This window comes from Ruixingdingia sedimenti, from assembly GCF_031432425.1.
Lineage (GTDB): Bacteria > Pseudomonadota > Alphaproteobacteria > Rhodobacterales > Rhodobacteraceae > Ruixingdingia > Ruixingdingia sedimenti.
Genome location: NZ_JAVKPH010000018.1, coordinates 16815 through 32671, shown reverse-complemented (window position 1 = coordinate 32671; position 15857 = coordinate 16815). Strand labels below are relative to the sequence as shown.

Annotated in this window: 16 protein-coding genes; 4 read left to right on the top strand and 12 right to left on the bottom strand. The window is 61.4% G+C overall.

Annotated features, from left to right (window positions below):
• Positions 1-76: 76 nt before the first annotated feature.
• Both RGD00_RS14755 and RGD00_RS14750 read left to right on the top strand, forming a co-directional pair.
• A complete protein-coding gene (locus RGD00_RS14755; protein WP_036706855.1) occupies positions 77-1582 on the top strand; it encodes an MFS transporter in 1506 nt (501 codons plus the stop codon).
• Between the two features lie 10 nt (positions 1583-1592).
• Positions 1593-2114, top strand: a complete 522-nt coding sequence (locus tag RGD00_RS14750; protein ID WP_036706857.1) for a TetR/AcrR family transcriptional regulator — start codon at positions 1593-1595, stop codon at positions 2112-2114.
• 50 nt (positions 2115-2164) lie between these two features.
• Here RGD00_RS14750 and RGD00_RS14745 read toward each other — a convergent pair whose 3' ends face one another.
• The 9 genes from RGD00_RS14745 to RGD00_RS14705 all read right to left on the bottom strand — a co-directional run bounded on the left by RGD00_RS14745 (position 2165) and on the right by RGD00_RS14705 (position 10331).
• Positions 2165-2380: a DUF7220 family protein gene (locus tag RGD00_RS14745; RefSeq protein ID WP_310458094.1), complete on the bottom strand. Its 216-nt coding sequence runs from the start codon at positions 2378-2380 to the stop codon at positions 2165-2167.
• Positions 2377-3753, bottom strand: coding sequence for a site-specific DNA-methyltransferase (locus RGD00_RS14740; RefSeq protein WP_310458093.1), 1377 nt, complete (start codon positions 3751-3753; stop codon positions 2377-2379). Before RGD00_RS14740 ends, RGD00_RS14745 begins: the two co-directional genes overlap by 4 nt.
• Positions 3750-5012, bottom strand: a complete 1263-nt coding sequence (locus RGD00_RS14735) for a site-specific DNA-methyltransferase (protein ID WP_310458092.1) — start codon at positions 5010-5012, stop codon at positions 3750-3752. The genes RGD00_RS14740 and RGD00_RS14735 overlap by 4 nt, the downstream gene beginning before the upstream one ends.
• A gap of 571 nt (positions 5013-5583) precedes the next feature.
• Positions 5584-7671, bottom strand: a complete 2088-nt coding sequence (locus tag RGD00_RS14730; protein ID WP_310458091.1) for an RNA-directed DNA polymerase — start codon at positions 7669-7671, stop codon at positions 5584-5586.
• A 126-nt stretch (positions 7672-7797) separates the two neighbouring features.
• Complete coding sequence (locus RGD00_RS14725) at positions 7798-8403, bottom strand: hypothetical protein (protein WP_310458090.1); 606 nt, start codon at positions 8401-8403, stop codon at positions 7798-7800.
• 62 nt (positions 8404-8465) lie between these two features.
• Entirely contained in the window at positions 8466-9476 is a 1011-nt protein-coding gene (locus RGD00_RS14720) for a helix-turn-helix domain-containing protein (RefSeq protein ID WP_310458089.1), read from the bottom strand.
• Positions 9473-9868, bottom strand: a complete 396-nt coding sequence (locus RGD00_RS14715; RefSeq protein ID WP_310458088.1) for a VRR-NUC domain-containing protein — start codon at positions 9866-9868, stop codon at positions 9473-9475. The genes RGD00_RS14720 and RGD00_RS14715 overlap by 4 nt, the downstream gene beginning before the upstream one ends.
• Positions 9865-10134, bottom strand: a complete 270-nt coding sequence (locus tag RGD00_RS14710; RefSeq protein ID WP_310458087.1) for a hypothetical protein — start codon at positions 10132-10134, stop codon at positions 9865-9867. Before RGD00_RS14710 ends, RGD00_RS14715 begins: the two co-directional genes overlap by 4 nt.
• Complete coding sequence (locus RGD00_RS14705; protein WP_310458086.1) at positions 10131-10331, bottom strand: helix-turn-helix domain-containing protein; 201 nt, start codon at positions 10329-10331, stop codon at positions 10131-10133. Before RGD00_RS14705 ends, RGD00_RS14710 begins: the two co-directional genes overlap by 4 nt.
• A gap of 648 nt (positions 10332-10979) precedes the next feature.
• Between RGD00_RS14705 and RGD00_RS14700 the strand changes: the two genes are divergently transcribed.
• Positions 10980-12245, top strand: a complete 1266-nt coding sequence (locus RGD00_RS14700) for a tyrosine-type recombinase/integrase (RefSeq protein ID WP_310458141.1) — start codon at positions 10980-10982, stop codon at positions 12243-12245.
• 15 nt (positions 12246-12260) lie between these two features.
• Here RGD00_RS14700 and RGD00_RS14695 read toward each other — a convergent pair whose 3' ends face one another.
• Positions 12261-12857, bottom strand: a complete 597-nt coding sequence (locus tag RGD00_RS14695; RefSeq protein WP_310458085.1) for a hypothetical protein — start codon at positions 12855-12857, stop codon at positions 12261-12263.
• 237 nt (positions 12858-13094) lie between these two features.
• Here RGD00_RS14695 and RGD00_RS14690 point away from each other — a divergent pair, with 237 nt between their 5' ends.
• Positions 13095-14087 carry a helix-turn-helix transcriptional regulator gene (locus tag RGD00_RS14690; protein WP_310458084.1) on the top strand — a complete coding sequence of 331 codons (993 nt, stop codon included), beginning with the start codon at positions 13095-13097 and terminating at the stop codon, positions 14085-14087.
• A gap of 304 nt (positions 14088-14391) precedes the next feature.
• Here RGD00_RS14690 and RGD00_RS14685 read toward each other — a convergent pair whose 3' ends face one another.
• Entirely contained in the window at positions 14392-14538 is a 147-nt protein-coding gene (locus RGD00_RS14685; protein ID WP_310458083.1) for a hypothetical protein, read from the bottom strand.
• A 111-nt stretch (positions 14539-14649) separates the two neighbouring features.
• The gene (pcaF, locus tag RGD00_RS14680) at positions 14650-15849 is read right to left on the bottom strand and encodes a 3-oxoadipyl-CoA thiolase (RefSeq protein WP_161763799.1); all 1200 of its coding nucleotides are present in this window, start codon (positions 15847-15849) and stop codon (positions 14650-14652) included.
• Positions 15850-15857 lie beyond the last annotated feature (8 nt).

The window sequence follows — 15857 nt, the reverse complement described above, 5'->3', positions numbered from 1 at the left end:
GACACAAACAAAATCAGTCTAGCAAAACTATACAAACATGATAGTATAGTTAAGTGTTAGCCAAGGTGCATTGAAAATGACTGTATCCCCCCGCAACCGTTGGGCGGTTCTGGTGACTGTGGCGGCTGGTCTGCTGCTGATCACGCTGGACAACTCCATCCTCTATACCGCCCTGCCGACCCTGACCCGGGAACTGGGCGCGAGCCAGACCCAGGGTCTGTGGATCATCAACGCCTATCCTCTTGTCATGGCGGGGTTGCTTCTTGGGGCGGGCACGCTCGGTGACCGCGTCGGGCATCGTCTAATGTTTCTGATCGGGCTGGTCCTGTTCGGCATCGCCTCGCTGGTCGCGGCATTCGCGCCAACGGCCAATGTCCTCATCGCGGCCCGGGCCTTCCTTGCGGTCGGTGCCGCCGCAATGATGCCCGCCACGCTTGCCCTACTGCGGGTCAGCTTCACCGATGAGAAAGAGCGCAATTTCGCCATCGCGATCTGGGGCTCGATCTCGGTGATCGGCGTCGCACTCGGGCCAATCATCTCGGGCTTCCTGCTGTCCCATTTCTGGTGGGGATCGGTGTTCCTGGTGAACGTGCCGGTGGTGGCCCTCGCGTTCATCTCGACGCTGATTGTGGCACCGAGGGTTGCTCCCGACAGGTCGCGGCACTGGGATTTCGTCTCATCCGTGCTGGCGTTGGTTTCCCTAGCGGCGCTGGTGATCGCCATCAAGGAAACCGCTCATGCCGGGCAATCCTGGGCAGTCCCCGCCGCCGCAGCAGCCATCGGCCTGATCGCAACGCTCCTGTTCACGCGTCGGCAATCCCGGCTGGCGGACCCGCTCCTGAACTTTGCCTTGTTTCGCAACCCGGCCTTCCTTGCGGGCACTCTGGCTGCGGCCCTTGCCATGTTCGCCTTCGCCGGGCTGCAACTGGCAACCACGCAGCGCTTCCAGCTGGTCGCCGGCTTCACGCCCATGCAGGCGGGCATCCTTGTTTCGTTGGCAGCCATCGGGTCGCTGCCGACCGCAATGCTTGGTGGTGCCTTCCTGCACCGGATCGGGCTGCGCATCCTAATCGCGGGCGGGCTGGCGGTAGCGACGGTCGGTGTCCTGATCGCAACCTTGGGGATCAGCCACGGCATCGGTTGGCTGATCGCCGGATCGGTGCTTGCGGGTGCTGGGGTCGGGGCGGCCATGTCGGTGGCCTCCACTGCCATCGTCGGCAATGCGCCGGTGAAAAACGCCGGGATGGCAGCCTCGGTCGAGGAGGTTTCCTTTGAGTTCGGCAGTCTGATTGCCGTTGCCCTTTTGGGCAGCCTGATGGCGGCGGTCTATTCTCTGGGCGTTGTTTTGCCTGGGGGCATCGCTGCGGCGGCGCGCGACAGCCTGCCCAATGCTTTGTCGATTGCCGATGAGATGGGCGCCGATGGCATTGCGCTAAAACAGGCCGCGTCAACGGCGTTTGACCGCGCTTTCCTGATGGTGATGTATGTCGTCGCGGGTGTCATTGCGCTTGGTGCGCTGTTCACCGGCGTATTACTGCGGTCCTATGGACCGGGTTCGCAGTCTTCGCACTATCCGCATTGAGGAGATCACGATGAGAGAGAGCAACCGTGACAAGATCCTCGATGGGGTGGTGCGGCTGATCGAGCGGGATGGGGTCACAGCGGTCACCTTCGACGCTGTGGCTGCAGAAACCGGCATAACCCGGGGAGGGATCATCTATCACTTCTCCTCCCGTGATGAGCTAATCCTAGCCACGCACCAGCACCTTGCCCGGCAATGGGAGGCGCAACTGCTCAGTCTTACACCGGACCCGGACCTGCCCGCCGACCGCTACAAAGCCTATGTGCAAAGCTGCAGCCGGGATGCCACCCGGGCCGAGCTGCTGATGATGCTGGAAAGCGCCGGGGATGAACGGTTGGCTCAGGTGTGGTCAGAAGTGATGGATCATTGGGCACCACCGGCTCCGCAGGTGGATGATCCTGTGGGCCGAGCAAACTTCTTGGCGCGGATTGCAGCTGACGGGCTTTGGGCTCACCGGGCCATGGGCGGACGACCGCTGTCGCCGGAGGTCAAGGCGATGGTGACCGACTCGCTGCTGAGAATGATGGAATAGTGGTCGACGCCAACGCGACCGTCCGCTTTGTCCCGCATAGCTGCCCCAGTCTACCGCTTGCCGACCGCCTCGAACAGCCTACGCAGCGCATAGCTGCGCACCAACGATATCCCCACGAATACTGCACCCAGCGCCATGTTCTCACCAAGGCTGGGATGCAGCCCGAACCACGGAAACACTATGATCTGCGCCGTGACCGCCAGCGCGTAGCCCACAGCGACATTGGTGATGGCCTCGAGCAGCGACATGCGGCGCGACTGCGTCATGCTCGCTTCCTCGACCGGCGCACAGGCTTCTGTGCTTCCTCCTCCCTAACGATGCGACTGGCCGTCCGCCCCGTCGCCATTTCCCATCGCCGCACCGCGACGTCGCAATAGACGGGATCCAGCTCCACTGCGCAGCAGCGCCGCCCGGTGCGCTCGGCTGCGATCAGCTGGGTGCCGGAGCCGCAGAAGGGCTCGTACACCAGGTCGCCCGGATCGGTGAAGGCCTCCAGCACCGCCTCGACCAGCGCTACGGGGAAGACGGCCGGGTGCGATCCGGCCGCGCCCAACCCGCCCTTGTGCCGCATGATCCGAAAGACGCTGTCGGGGATGCGGTGGCTCTGGATCGCCTTGCCGAACCCGGTCTTGCGGTGGACAGTGCCGTCGGCCCCGCGCAGCCCGCCACCGCCGAGCGTTTCGCCCGCGTGCTTGCTCTCGACCGTCTTGTTCGGCTTCCGGGGCTGGCGGTTGAAGTGGAAGATGAACTCGTGCGACGGCGCCAGCCGTCCGTTCCAGTCGCCGGGCAGACCCGGCCCCTGGTCCCAGACATACCAGCCGAAGCGCCGCCAGCCCTGCGCGCGCATCCAGTCGAGCCAGCCTTCCCAATATGGGATCCACTCGCCATCGCGATGGACAAGGCCGAGGTTGACCAGCAGCTGGGTATCAGCTGTGACGGGCGCCGCGGCAAAGACGCCCTGCATCAGTGCGTCCCAATCACCGAGTTTTGCCTTCGCCGCACCATAGTCGCGCTGCTGGGCATAGGGCGGCGAGGTGAACATCAGCGAGGCTTGCGCGCCGTCCATCAGCCGCGCCACCACACCCGGGTTGGTTGCATCGCCGCAGATCAGCCGGTGATGCCCGAGCGCCCAGATGTCGCCGGGCCGCGTGATCGGCTCGGCCGGGGGCTCGGGGATGGTGTCGGCAGTGTCATTGTCAATCGGCGTGCGATTGTCATCGGCATCGTGGAGCAGCGCGTCCAGCTCATCCTCGAGGATCCCGATCAGACCAAGGTCGAAATCCTCGGCCTCCAGTCCCCGCAGTTCCTCGAGCAGCAGCGCCTCATCCCAGCCGCCCATCTCGGTTAGTTTGTTGTCTGCGATCCGATATGCCCGGCGCTGCGCCTCGGTCAGATGGTCCAGCACGATGACCGGCGCCTCGGCCAGCCCAAGCTGTGCGGCGGCTAGGACGCGGCCATGGCCTGCGATCAGCTCACCGTCGCCTGCTACGAGGCAAGGGACGGTCCAGCCGAACTCGGCCATGCTGGCGGCGATCCTTGCCACCTGGTCGGCGTCATGGGTCTTGGCATTGCGCGCATAGGGTTTGAGGCGATCCAGCGGCCAGAACGCGATCTGGCTCGGGCGCAGATGCATCGTCATGCCGCGAGCCGTTTGGCCTTGAGGGCGGCGAAACTCTCGCCGGTTTCCGCCAGCATGGCCTCCTGACCCGTGAAGGCCTGCCAGCGTTCGATGGCGACATCGACATAGGCCGGGTTCAGTTCCACGCCGAAGCAGACCCGGCCCGTGGTTTCAGCCGCGATCAGCGTGGTGCCCGACCCCATGAAGGGTTCATACACCGCCTGACCGGGGCTCGAGTTGTTCAGGATGGGCCGCCGCATGCATTCGACTGGTTTCTGCGTGCCATGCACAGTGTCAGCATCCTGATCCCGGTTGGCAATCTGCCACAGCGTGGTCTGCTTGCGGTCCCCGGCCCAGTGGCCCTTGCCCTTGGCGCGCACCGCGTACCAGCAGGGTTCGTGCTGCCAGTGATAATCGCCACGGCTGAGAACCAGCCGGTCCTTCGCCCAGATGATCTGCGACCGGATGGCGAAGCCCGCCGCCACTAGGCTGTCGGCCACTGTCGCCGCATGCAGTGCGCCGTGCCAGACGTAGGCGACATCGCCCGGGAACAGCGCCCATGCCTCGCGCCAGTCGGCCCGGTCATCGTTCAGAACCTTGCCGGTGCGCCTGGTCTTCGCTGCGCCGGCTTGGTTGCGCCAGGAGGGGTCATACTCCACGCCATAGGGTGGATCGGTCACCATCAGCAGGGGGCGCACGTCGCCGAGCAGCCGCCCCACCACATCGGCCGCGGTGCTGTCGCCGCAGATCATTCGATGCGCGCCCAGTTGCCAGAGGTCGCCCGGCACCGAGACCGGCGTGACGGGCACCTCGGGCACATCGTCCTCGCCCTCAACAGGGCCATCGCCGCCCAGCGTCTCTGGGTCCTGTAGCAAGGCGTCGAGGTCATCGTCGCTGATGCCGAGCAGCGAAAGGTCGAAATCTTCGGCCAGGAGCCCCGCGATCTCGTCGCGCAGCATGGCCTCGTCCCATTCGCCCAGTTCCGTCAGCTTGTTGTCGGCGATCCGGTAGGCCCGGCGTTCGGCCTCGTCGAGATGGCTGAGCCGGATCACCGGCACCTCGGTCAGCCCGAGCATCGTCGCCGCCAGCACCCGCCCATGGCCTGCGATCAGCTCGCCGTCGTCGGCCACCATGCAGGGCACGGTCCAGCCGAACTTCGCCATGCTGGCGGCAATCTTCGCCACCTGATCGTCGCCATGCATCTTGGCATTGCGCGCATAGGGGCGCAGCCGGTTGATCGGCCAGGTTTCGATCTGGCTCGGCGCGAAGACGAGGTCCATGGGATGGGGCTCGAGATGTGGGGGAGGGGAAATGTAAAACGCCCGCGAGGGGGTTCCTCCGGGCGCAATTCTTCGATGGTTCTTTGCTACGTCAAGGGGGGCAGCTTTGTCAAACCATTTTTACGCGTGGATTCAATGCGTTCTGGCAAGCTGCGTCACGAGTGGCTTCCACAGGTGGCTTCGGTGGCCAGTGGATTCAGCTGGGTGGATTCCCCGGCTTCCCGGTGGAATCCACCTCCGCCAGCGGGGCGATCCCGTAAGAGTCTGATATTGAGTCAGAATTTTCGGCATGGCCGCTGAGGTGGATTCCAGCTGGATTCCCCGGTGAAAAGGCCAGACGCTGGAAAACTTGCGCGCTCAGCCCCCCCGTATACGGATCGCGCCCGGGAGGAACCATGGGAGGGGGGCGTGACTTGCCCATAACGACCGATCACCTGGCCAAGATCATACAGGGCTCCAGTTTATCGACCCTCTGCTCGCAGCTAACCAGAAGTCTGACTAACTGCGTAAAGCATTTGCCATTTGCTTCTGTCACATTGATCAAGCGTTAATTTTCTTGAATGCGGGAGCCTCATGGAACAATTATGCGCTCTATTTCGTCAAAGGCTAAAATGAGCTGCTTTCGTATTTTGTAAAAATCTCTGTGTTTCAACCGTCTTGTGGGCTCACCGGTCTTGTGGCTACGGGGGTGAGCCACGCTGGATTCAAGTCGTAGGTTATGCAGTGCATTGAATGCTGGTATCGCCATCGGCAAAGCCCCAGAGAGAAAAGGATCTTTTAATGCCGATCCGTAATTAGGGTAGTTCTTTCCCGGCTTAAGTCGATGGTAAATTTCAGCGCAAAGGAGGTCGCACCAGCTATCCAAATGTACAAGGAACTTCTCAATGTTAGCCTCACGATCCCGTTTAAGCAAAATCATCATTCGTTCAGCATGTCTATGCCCTGACCCAAAAAGAGTCTTCCAGTCAAAAGCCGTGGGTTTTCGATCTAGAATAAAAGCGATAATTTCTGGTAATCGGCTGTCCGGCGCACCGACAACTCGTATGAGCTTTGCTGCTCTAAGAACGTGCTTTGCCGTTGTTTCAATAGATCCGTGAGGTTTAAGAAGTTTGTCGCCACCTTCAAGAATCTTCGCCGCACAAATTCTGGCCACTTCCGATTCATTTTCGCGCAGTCGAGAATTAAGAAATGAGTTATAACTTTCCGCATCGAAAGTATCCGAAGTTAAGGCGCTTACCGAGCGTTTTTTGATCCACCAGTCAGATTCTGCTGCGATAATCATCTCGTATTCCGTGAACTTGAGTCTGCGCGTAGCAAGCGCCCACGAAATCAAGGATGATTTGTAGGTTGGCTGAAGCGGCAATGCTCCTCTCTTCGGACGCAGAAGCCGATTTGCAGCGGCCTTTCCAACCTCATCGTCGAATGGCGTCGGGAGGCGCCCCAGACAAGCGTCAAGGATGACAGCCAGAACAGAATGATAGAGCTCCTGATCATCGAGATAGGCCTTGATATCGGCTGCCATGCCCGCAGGTACCTTTGTGTACTTCGCAATGTAGGAGGCAATATTGGGCGCATATTCTGGATGAGACTGAAGAACCTTAATGAGCCGCGAATTTAACCGATGGTTCGGATTTACTTTGGCCAGAAGATATTTAAAGCGCGTCGAGTCTGATGAAACGACGCGACCACGACGACATAGCTCAAGAACACGCACTGTTAGCTTCTTCTGGTCGACGGCAGGAATAACTGAGGGCTCAGGCGGTCGACTGACGGATTTGATCTCGGCTTCAGGATCGCCGACCTTACGAATATTTATTTTAGCCGTCTGGGGGAAAAGCCCAATCTCTTTGGATGCAATGTCTAACTTGATAAGCTTTGCGCGAAGATCTTTTTCAGCCTTCGCCAAAATCTTTATATCGTCAACATACCGAAGATAGAAAATACGCCGCGCGCCCTGTTCTCCGGCCTTGTCCAAATGTTGGAGAACTGCCTCCGAGAGCATGCCAGAGGCGAGTGGTCCCTGTGGTATACCGTGCTCGTGGTAGATGTTTGTCGGCCCATTGCTCCATGTCGTGGAAGTCCATTTTCGAAGGCAGAGCATCAAGTACTCGATGGTGTCCTCGTCGATACTTAGCTCCTTCAAGAAGTGAACTAGAACATGGTGATCAATAGAGTCATAGAACGACGCCAAGTCAAAATTGGCAATATGATTATATCCGTGCGAGTGATGGTCACGCAGGCAATTCGAAAATTTTCTATAGCTCCGCTGCCACTTGATATTGAAGAACTTGGACGATTTGCCCGCATAAAGATGCGCAAATACGCGCTTCTCATAGCGATGTTTTGTTTCCTTTTTGAGTTCTTCAGAAATTATATTTACTATAGCTTGATAGACAATCTGGTCCTCGACTTTTAGCAAAGTTATTGCCCTGAGGGCGCCAGAAGGCTTGGGCACTAAAACTTTGGAAGCATGGGAAACCTCGTAGCGGTCTTTCAGGCCTTCAGCCCTGATCCATTTGAGATGGCTGTCGGGGGCAATAGCGAAGGCTTCATAAGAGTCACGGAAATAAGACTTGTATGCTGCGTCAGGGTTTGACATCGTCCAGCGATAAGCTCGTCGAAGGTTTGCCAAGTCAAAGACACGCGCAAGATCAGTCAAGCATCTTTTCCAATGCGATTAGTTTCTGATTCACTAGAGCTCTGCGATGCTACCCAGTTATTTGCGTATTTTGGTCTGCCAAAGGGGGTCTTGTAAATAGCGTTGCGCGCGATTGCTCTCGGTCCATCATGTTTCCCACGGTGTTCTCCTCGGCATCGCATCGGTGATCGAAATTTCCCGCAATAGGCCCCCGGCCAGCAAGCCCTCGCGTACCCACCCAACCGCTCCGCGCCAATCTGAGTAAGCTCGTCGCGCTGCTTCGATGTTCTGCGGATGTGGCGAAAACGTCACTGGGCAGGCGAGCACCTCCACCGTTCGCACTTTTCCACGTGACAGCACGCGCTCGGTCCCGACCACCACGGTAGTGGCCCGTTCTCCATGCTGGTTGCGCTTCATTTCGACCGGCACACAACGCGGGACGGCCCCTGGCATCCAGTCCGGCGTCAGCCCAGCGCGTGCGAGCTCGGCCACGCGTATAGCCATGCGCTTTCCGCCGAGGCTGTCCGGGATTCCAGCGATGGTAGCCGCAATCACCTCGGCATCCTCATGGGTGTAGCTGCCGATCTTGTACTGCCCGCCATCGACCTTGCAGCCGAGGATAGCGCGCTGCAGTAGTACGTATTCGAGGCCAAAGCCAAACCCCTGCTCGCGTTCTGGATCGGGCGGCTCAGGTAGATCAAGCTGGGCATGCTCTACACGGAAGGCCCATTCTAACGCCTGCTGAACCGACATGGACCGCTTCGGGTGGCCCGGCCCGACCCGCCCAGCGCGAGCATGCAAACTGCGATCGTGTTTCATCGGATCCCCCGCTTACGGAGGCGCTCGGCCGTCACCAGCCCACGGGCAAGCATGGCGTCCCGCATAGAATTGGAGATCGCGCTGACGGGCACGTAGCGATCGGAGTTGACCATCTCGGCATAGAAGACCGGCAGCTCCGTGATTGGTCGGGGTTCCTGCGCTGCTGCCGTCTTCGGCTTGCGCCGTTTTCGCGACGCATCATCCGCCTTGCGCTGGGCGGCCCTCTGCATCACACGGTCCAGCGCCTTGGGGCCATCGGGTGGCTCGGGGTGTTCCTGCCGCGACGCCTCTGCCACCTCGAGGATGTCGGCCTCGCTTAGCCCAAGGTCAGTTTGCCAGCGCCGAACATGCTCACGGGGTGGCCAGCCCTGCCACCAGCCGGGCAGGGGGCCGTCAGGGTCGAACCCCAGTGCCGCGAGCAGCGATCCGAACAACGCCTCATCGACGCCGTCGCGCGCGCCCGCGCCCTCCTCCTCCTTTACTGGTTTACTTACTGGTTCTCTTACAAGGTTACTGTCCGGATTTCGGACACGGCTCGGGGCATTTTCCGGACACGGCTTGGGGTCAAAATCGGACACGGCTCCGCGTCCGGTTTCCGGACACGGGGACTGGCTATCCACCGGCGATGTGGCAATTTCGTCAGCGTTTTCGGGGCGCGCGAAAGGCAGGTCGTCTTGTGCGGCGCTGCCATGTCCGGTTTCCGGACACGGAGCTGGCTTATCTTGGGTAAAGCCCGGCTCGAAGGCCAAGATGTAGCGGGTGGGCATCTGCCGCTTGTTGCTAGGATTAAGCCGCTGCACGCGGCGGATCAGGCCGGCGGTCTCGAGCAGGGCCAAATGCTCGTTCAGGGTCGATCGGCTGATTTCGCAATCCTCGGCCAGCTGCTCTTGGGAGGGAAAGCAGCCGAAATCCGGATTGAACCGATCGCAGAGGTGCCAGAGCACGATCTTGGTCGTGGGCTTCAGCCCCCGCTGCTGGATGGCCCAGTTGGTGGCGGCATGGCTCATGGCGCAGGCCTCCGGTTTGGGGCCGCGATACGCGTGGTGAAGCCGTGATCCGCGATGGCGCCCAACGCATCGTCGAGTGATCGCACCAGCGTCCAGCCAAAGCCCTGCGCGGTAACGGCGTCTCGAAACGCCTCCTGCGCTGGGCTTAGCCGCCCCTTGAGGGATTTCAGCTCGAGGAAAAGGACGCGCCCAGCGCAGAGCACCATCAGATCGGCAAAGCCGGGATGGACGCCCATGCCTACGAGGATCGCCTGCCGCTTTGCACCGCGCGGCCCAGCCTCGGTGATCTCGTTGGGGCAATGGTGAATGATTGCGCCCTTGGGCAGCGCAAATCGCAGCGCCGTGACCACAGCGCGCTGCAGATCTGCCTCGGGTGTGCCGCGCCGCTTCATCGGCCGCCCTCCCGGTCTGTTCGATGACGCTCCGCGCGCCCGGGCGACTTGGCATCGAGGACGACGAGCAGGATCCGTGCGTCCTCGCGCTCCTCCGCTGTCTCGCCATGCCGGACCAGCACATTGCAGGCCAGACGCAGCAGATGGTCGGAATGGTTCACGACATCGGACACAACAATGCGCGCTTCGCGCCGGCGCTCGTCGATCCAGGCCTGGCGCGCGCGATCGCGGGCGCTGGGCTTGCGGAAGGGCAGGGGAATGCTCATCTGCGCGACCCCGCGCGGCGAGGGGCAGGGGTTTCCTGCTGCATCAGCCAGTCCTGCACCGCATCCCGGCGATAGTAGATCTTCCGACCGGCGCGCACGCAGGGCGGGCCGAAGCGGATTTTCTCCCAGCGGTGCAGGGTTTCGACGGTGACCCCAAGCTCAAGAGCAAGGTCGAGGCGGCTGATCCAGCCGCTCATGAGGCGATGGGTGCCGCTCGATCGTGGCACAGTTCCAAGGTCTGGCATCTGGGTTCTCCTGGGTTTCACCCGGCAAGGGCACAGTTCAGGGCTTCAGAAGCGCAGAGCATGAAGGGTGGCGGGAAGGCAGAGACCGGCGGTGATGCGCCAAAACGCTGCCGGTCATTGATATCATTGTATTTTTGTGGAATCGGCGGTGATCGGCTGCAGTGCCGCCGAGCTTGCCAACGCCCCGCGAAGTGTCTCACAGGGCGTCGGAGGTGCCCTCAGCCGGTCAATTTACAAGATTTCGCCGTGTTTCAGCGTGTTTGACGGCCTTTCAGGCGTATCCGGCCAACCGGCAAGGGGTTCAGTCCCTTGCCGGTCATTGATTTCAAACGGAATTTACAAAATCGACCTTCGTTTGGGGCGCATCATGCCCGAGGATGGCCTTCAAGCCGGGCTATTCGGAGTGTCGCCCGACTGTGTGGGCCGCTGATTCGCTGACAGGAATCGCAGCAGCCTCTGATTTTCTCTCGTGTTTTCAATGACCGGCAAGGGTTCGGCGCATCAATGCCGGTCACCGCCTATGTGCCGGTCGGAGGCGCATGCTTCGCTTGATAAGCCTGCGTATTCACGCCTGTGTCATGCGCAGAAGGAGGCATGAACATGGTCAACAGATTGCGATTGAACGATAAAACCGTGCGCGAGCAGATCCCGGAGAAGGATCGGGCCTACCAGGTCTTCGACACGGAAATCCGAGGACTTTCCATCCGCGTCATGCCGTCGGGCGAGCGGTCCTTCGTGATGGATTATCGCTTCGCGGGGCGTCAGCGCCGTATGGCGATCGGGCGTTGGCCTGAATGGAGCGTGACCGCCGCACGAGAGCGGGCGCGCGAGTTGCGCCGCCTTGTCGATGAAGGGACGGACCCGCTGGGAGAACGCGATACGCTGCGTGAGGCCCCCCGCTTCAAGGACATGATTGATCGCTATCTGGCCGAGCATGCCTCTGCTCTCGCGCCATTGAGCGCATCTGATCACAAATCCTTCCTCACCAAGCTTGTCGCGCCACATTGGGGCAACAAGCTGGTGACGGAAATCACCCCGCATGATGTGACGAAGCTCTTGAGCCTCATTGCCGAAGGCAGGGCGCGGCCCTCGAAGGCCAAGCCAAATAATCGCGCACGCAAACTGCAGGGGCGCAAGCCGACGCCGGTGCGAGCAAACCGGATCGGCGAGGTGCTGCGCAAGATGTTCAATCTCGCGGTCCAGTGGGGCTGGCGCACGGATAATCCTGCCGCCGGATTCAAGAAGCGCGTCGAGACCGCGCGCGAGCGCTTTTTATCCTACGAAGAAATCGGCCGGCTGGCTGAAGTGCTGGATGCGGCCGAGGATCAGCGGGCGGCTGGGATCATCCGTATCTGCATGCTGACCGGTGCCCGGGTGGGCGAGGTGCGTCAGGCGCAATTCGAGCAGTTCAACCTCGAGCTCGGCATCTGGTCAAAGCCAGCCGCCACCACAAAACAGCGCAAGATCCACCGGGTACCGATCTCTGCCGATGTGGCGGCGATTGTCCGGCAGCGCGCGCTGGTCGTGCCCAAGGGCAACCCATGGCTCTTCCCCGGCGATGTGCCGGGACAGCCCGTCAAGGAAATCCGCCGGTTCTGGAACAAGGTGCAGCGCGAGGCTGATCTGCTGGATGTGCGTATCCATGATTTGCGCCACACCTTCGCCTCGCTTCTGGTCAGCGGTGGCGCATCACTGGAGATGATCGGCAAGTTGCTGGGCCACAGTCAGATGCAGACGACGCTGCGCTACGCGCATTTGATGGACTCTCCCCTACGCGCGGGGGTGAATGCTGTGGCCGGTATGTTCCGGCCACGGCCCAAGATCGTGCATGACGCAGATGCCGAGAAAGAAGCACGGCGGGCCTGAGACGCGCGGGCTTGCTTACTTCTCGCCGCGAAGGACGCGCCAGAAAGGGCGCAGGCGGCGGCGGATGGTGCTTTCGTCCGGGACCTCACCGTTCTCGGCAACGTCAGCGAACCAGTCCTGCAGTTCACCGATGAGTTCTGCCTGTGTCTCGGGGATGCCGCGTTCATGGATACGCTGCAACAGGGCCACATACATCCCCTCCCAGTCGTAGGGCGATAGCGCGCCCGTCCCGCCACCGATCCGGCGCAGCAGGTCGTGTTCATCTTCAAACCGCAAGACGTCCTGGCCGCTGATCAGCAGATCCGCGATCGAAACCTCGACGCCGTCGGCGGGTTCGGTGACATAGCACCAGCCCTCGGAGCGTTCCGGCTTGATCCGGCGCAGTTTGATCGTTGTTGGTCCCGTTCCGGTGCGACGAAAGAGCGGCAGCATGTCCATGGGTGAGATCGTGATCTTGCCGGAGATCTTTTCCTCGCCGCAGATGGCGAGGGGGATGCCAGTGACGATGTCCAACTTTCCCTCGGTGGCCCAGCCGCCAATGTCGGCGATGGTGCAGCCCCACCGAGAGGCGGTTTCGTGCAAGGTGAAAAATGCTCTTTGCGGTAGTGCCATGCAGGCTCCAGTTCTGCTGTCGAGGTGATGCGCTCCATCACCATGGGGTTGCCAAGGCCGTAGGGCTCGGAGCGAGGCAGCGGCTCCGAGGTGCGCGACGGCTGAAGTCGGGCCGCCACGTTTCTGGCGCAGGGACCACTGCCAAATTGTTCAATTGAACAGCATCGTTGGGACGAATCGACCTCGCCTGCATTATAACTTAGCCACTACGTCAAGAACTGTCGGGGACAGAGCGCCATGTCGTTCACGAAGGCACAGGACCTGTTGAAGCTGGCGGGGCTTTCGGCCAGCCGGTATGGCGGCATCACCGTGAAGCAGGTGGCGGAGGAGTTCGGGGTCAACGAGCGAACAGCCCAGCGCATGATCTATGCGCTAAGGGACGTCTTCCCGAGCCTCGAACATCAGACAGACAGCGAGAGGCGCCGGCACTGGAAACTTCACGACACCAGCATGTTGGGCATGCAGGGTCTCTACAACCACGAACTGGTCGCGCTCGAGGCGAGCATTAGGCGGGCTGAACGCGAGGGGGCGAGCATGGAAGTGGATGCGCTGCGCTCTTTACGGGATCGATTGGTCGCAACCTTGCCGTCCAGTCAGGCGCGGCGGATGGAGGTGGATGTCGAGGTGATCCTCGAAGCCAAAGGCTATGCTTGCCGTCCAGGCCCGAAGGTTAAAACCTGCCCGCAAGTGCTGAACTATGTCTCTGCCGCGTTGCGAGGGCCATTTCGGATATTTATCCAGTACCAGGGAGCGAAGGACCCCAAGCCGCGCAGGCGCCTGATCGAACCCTACGGCGTTCTGCTTGGCACGAGGCACTATCTGGTTGCGCGTGACGTGGCTGCTGACGCCAACCTGCGCCGCTTCCGTATGGATCGTATCGAAAAAGCAGAGATCACCAACGAGTGGTTCAAGAGGGATCCGGGCTTCGATCTCGAGGCCTACGCTGCGAAATCGTTCGGATCGTTTCATCTGGACGCAGAGTTCACTCGGGTCGTCTGGCGCTTTGCGCCTGCCGCTGCGGCCACGGCCCGGGAGTTTGAATTCCACCCCACGCAGGACATGGTCGAGGAAGAAGACGGCAGCCTACTGGTCAGCTTCGAGGCCAGCGGTCTCGTCGAGATGGCTTGGCATCTTGCCAAGTGGGGGGATGCGGTCGAGGTGCTTGAGCCTACAGCGCTGCGCGAGATGGCTGCGGGATACCGGAATGCGCAGATCCGGGTCCTGCCTTGAGCTGGAGATACATCCCGACGGATGCGAGCACCCCGCGTGTGTCGTTTGGGGCGGAAAGCGGCTGTTCGCCGCGGTTAAGACGAATGGCATGTAAGCGCAGGAAGCGAGCCGATGGCAGGGTTGGCCGTGCGACCTTGCCTAAATTATTGCGCGACAATCTGGGTGAGACCGAGAACCTAAGTGGCATGGTTCAAGGGCCGTTGCGGATATCTGTAAGCCTTTCGCGCCTTCCTGATCGGTTGCCGAGCGTTACAGCAATGAGCGGGTTATCTTCAAACGAGCCGTTTATGATCGCCAAAATAGGTCACTGGCAGCGGTAGGATTGGTCTTTCGCGATTTTCTGAATTGCACGTAGATCAACAGAACTTGGGGATGGATGATAGGCAGGGTGGACGCACAACGACGCATGGAACGGGATGGTGACGTCCTTGCCCCTGACAATCTCGACCATGTGCAATCTCCCTTAGCGGCGACAATCGCGTGACCGCCACCCGGGAAGGCTGCCCCCTATGCACTTCGCCTCCTCAAGGATTCGATCTGACTGGACAGGAGAGCGGGCAACTCACACGCGTTCCAGCGCGATGGCGATGCCCTGCCCCACGCCGATGCACATGGTAGAGAGTGAGCGTCTGCCGTTGATGTGGCGCAATTCCAGCGCGGCCGTGCCGGTGATCCTCGCACCCGACATGCCCAAGGGGTGACCCAGCGCGATGGCCCCGCCGTTGCGGTTCACCCGAGGGTCATCGTCGGCGATCCCGAGCTGGCGCAGCGTGGCCACGCCTTGCGCGGCGAAGGCCTCGTTCAGTTCGATCACGTCGAAATCTGCCTGGGAGAGCCCCAGCCGCGCCATCAGTTTCTGGCTCGCGGGTGCCGGGCCGATGCCCATGATGCGCGGCGGCACGCCCGCGGTCGCCCCGCCGAGGACGCGGGCGATCGGCGTCAGGCCATGCGCGCGGGCGGCGTCGGCGCTGGCCAGTATCAGCGCCGCGGCGCCATCGTTGACGCCCGACGCGTTCCCCGCCGTGACCGAGCCGTTCGGGAACAGTGACCGCAGCTTTGCCAGCGCCTCGGCCGTTGTCGCGCGGGGATGCTCATCGCGGTCTACCACCAGCGCCTCGCCCTTGCGCTGCGGGATCGTGACAGGGGTGATCTCAGCCGCGAGGCGCCCGTTGACTTGCGCAGCCGACGCCTTGGCCTGGCTGGACAGTGCCATCGCGTCCTGCGCCTCGCGGCTGATGCCGTAGTCATCCGCCACGTTCTGCCCGGTCTGCGGCATCGAATCCGTGCCGTAGGCCGCGTGCATCGCCGGATTGATCAGCCGCCAGCCGATGGTGGTGTCGCAGATCTCGGCGTTGCGAGAAAAGGCGTTGTCGGCCTTGGGCATTACGAAGGGGGCGCGGCTCATGCTTTCGACACCGCCCGCGATGACTAGCTGCGCCTCGCCGGCGGCGATCTGGCGCGCCGCGGTCAGCACCGCGTCCATTCCCGAGCCACAAAGCCGGTTGATCGTGGTCCCGGTGACGCCGACCGGCAGCCCCGCCAGCAACAGCGACATCCGCGCCACGTTGCGGTTATCCTCGCCCGCCTGGTTGGCGCAGCCGAAGATCACGTCATCGACCGCCGCCCAGTCCACACCCGCGTTGCGGTCCATCAGCGCTCGCAGGGGAATGGCCGCCAGATCGTCGGGGCGCACCGATGAGAGCGCCCCGCCATAGCGCCCGATCGGCGTGCGGATGTAGTCGCAGATGAAGACGTCGGTCATGTTGGTGC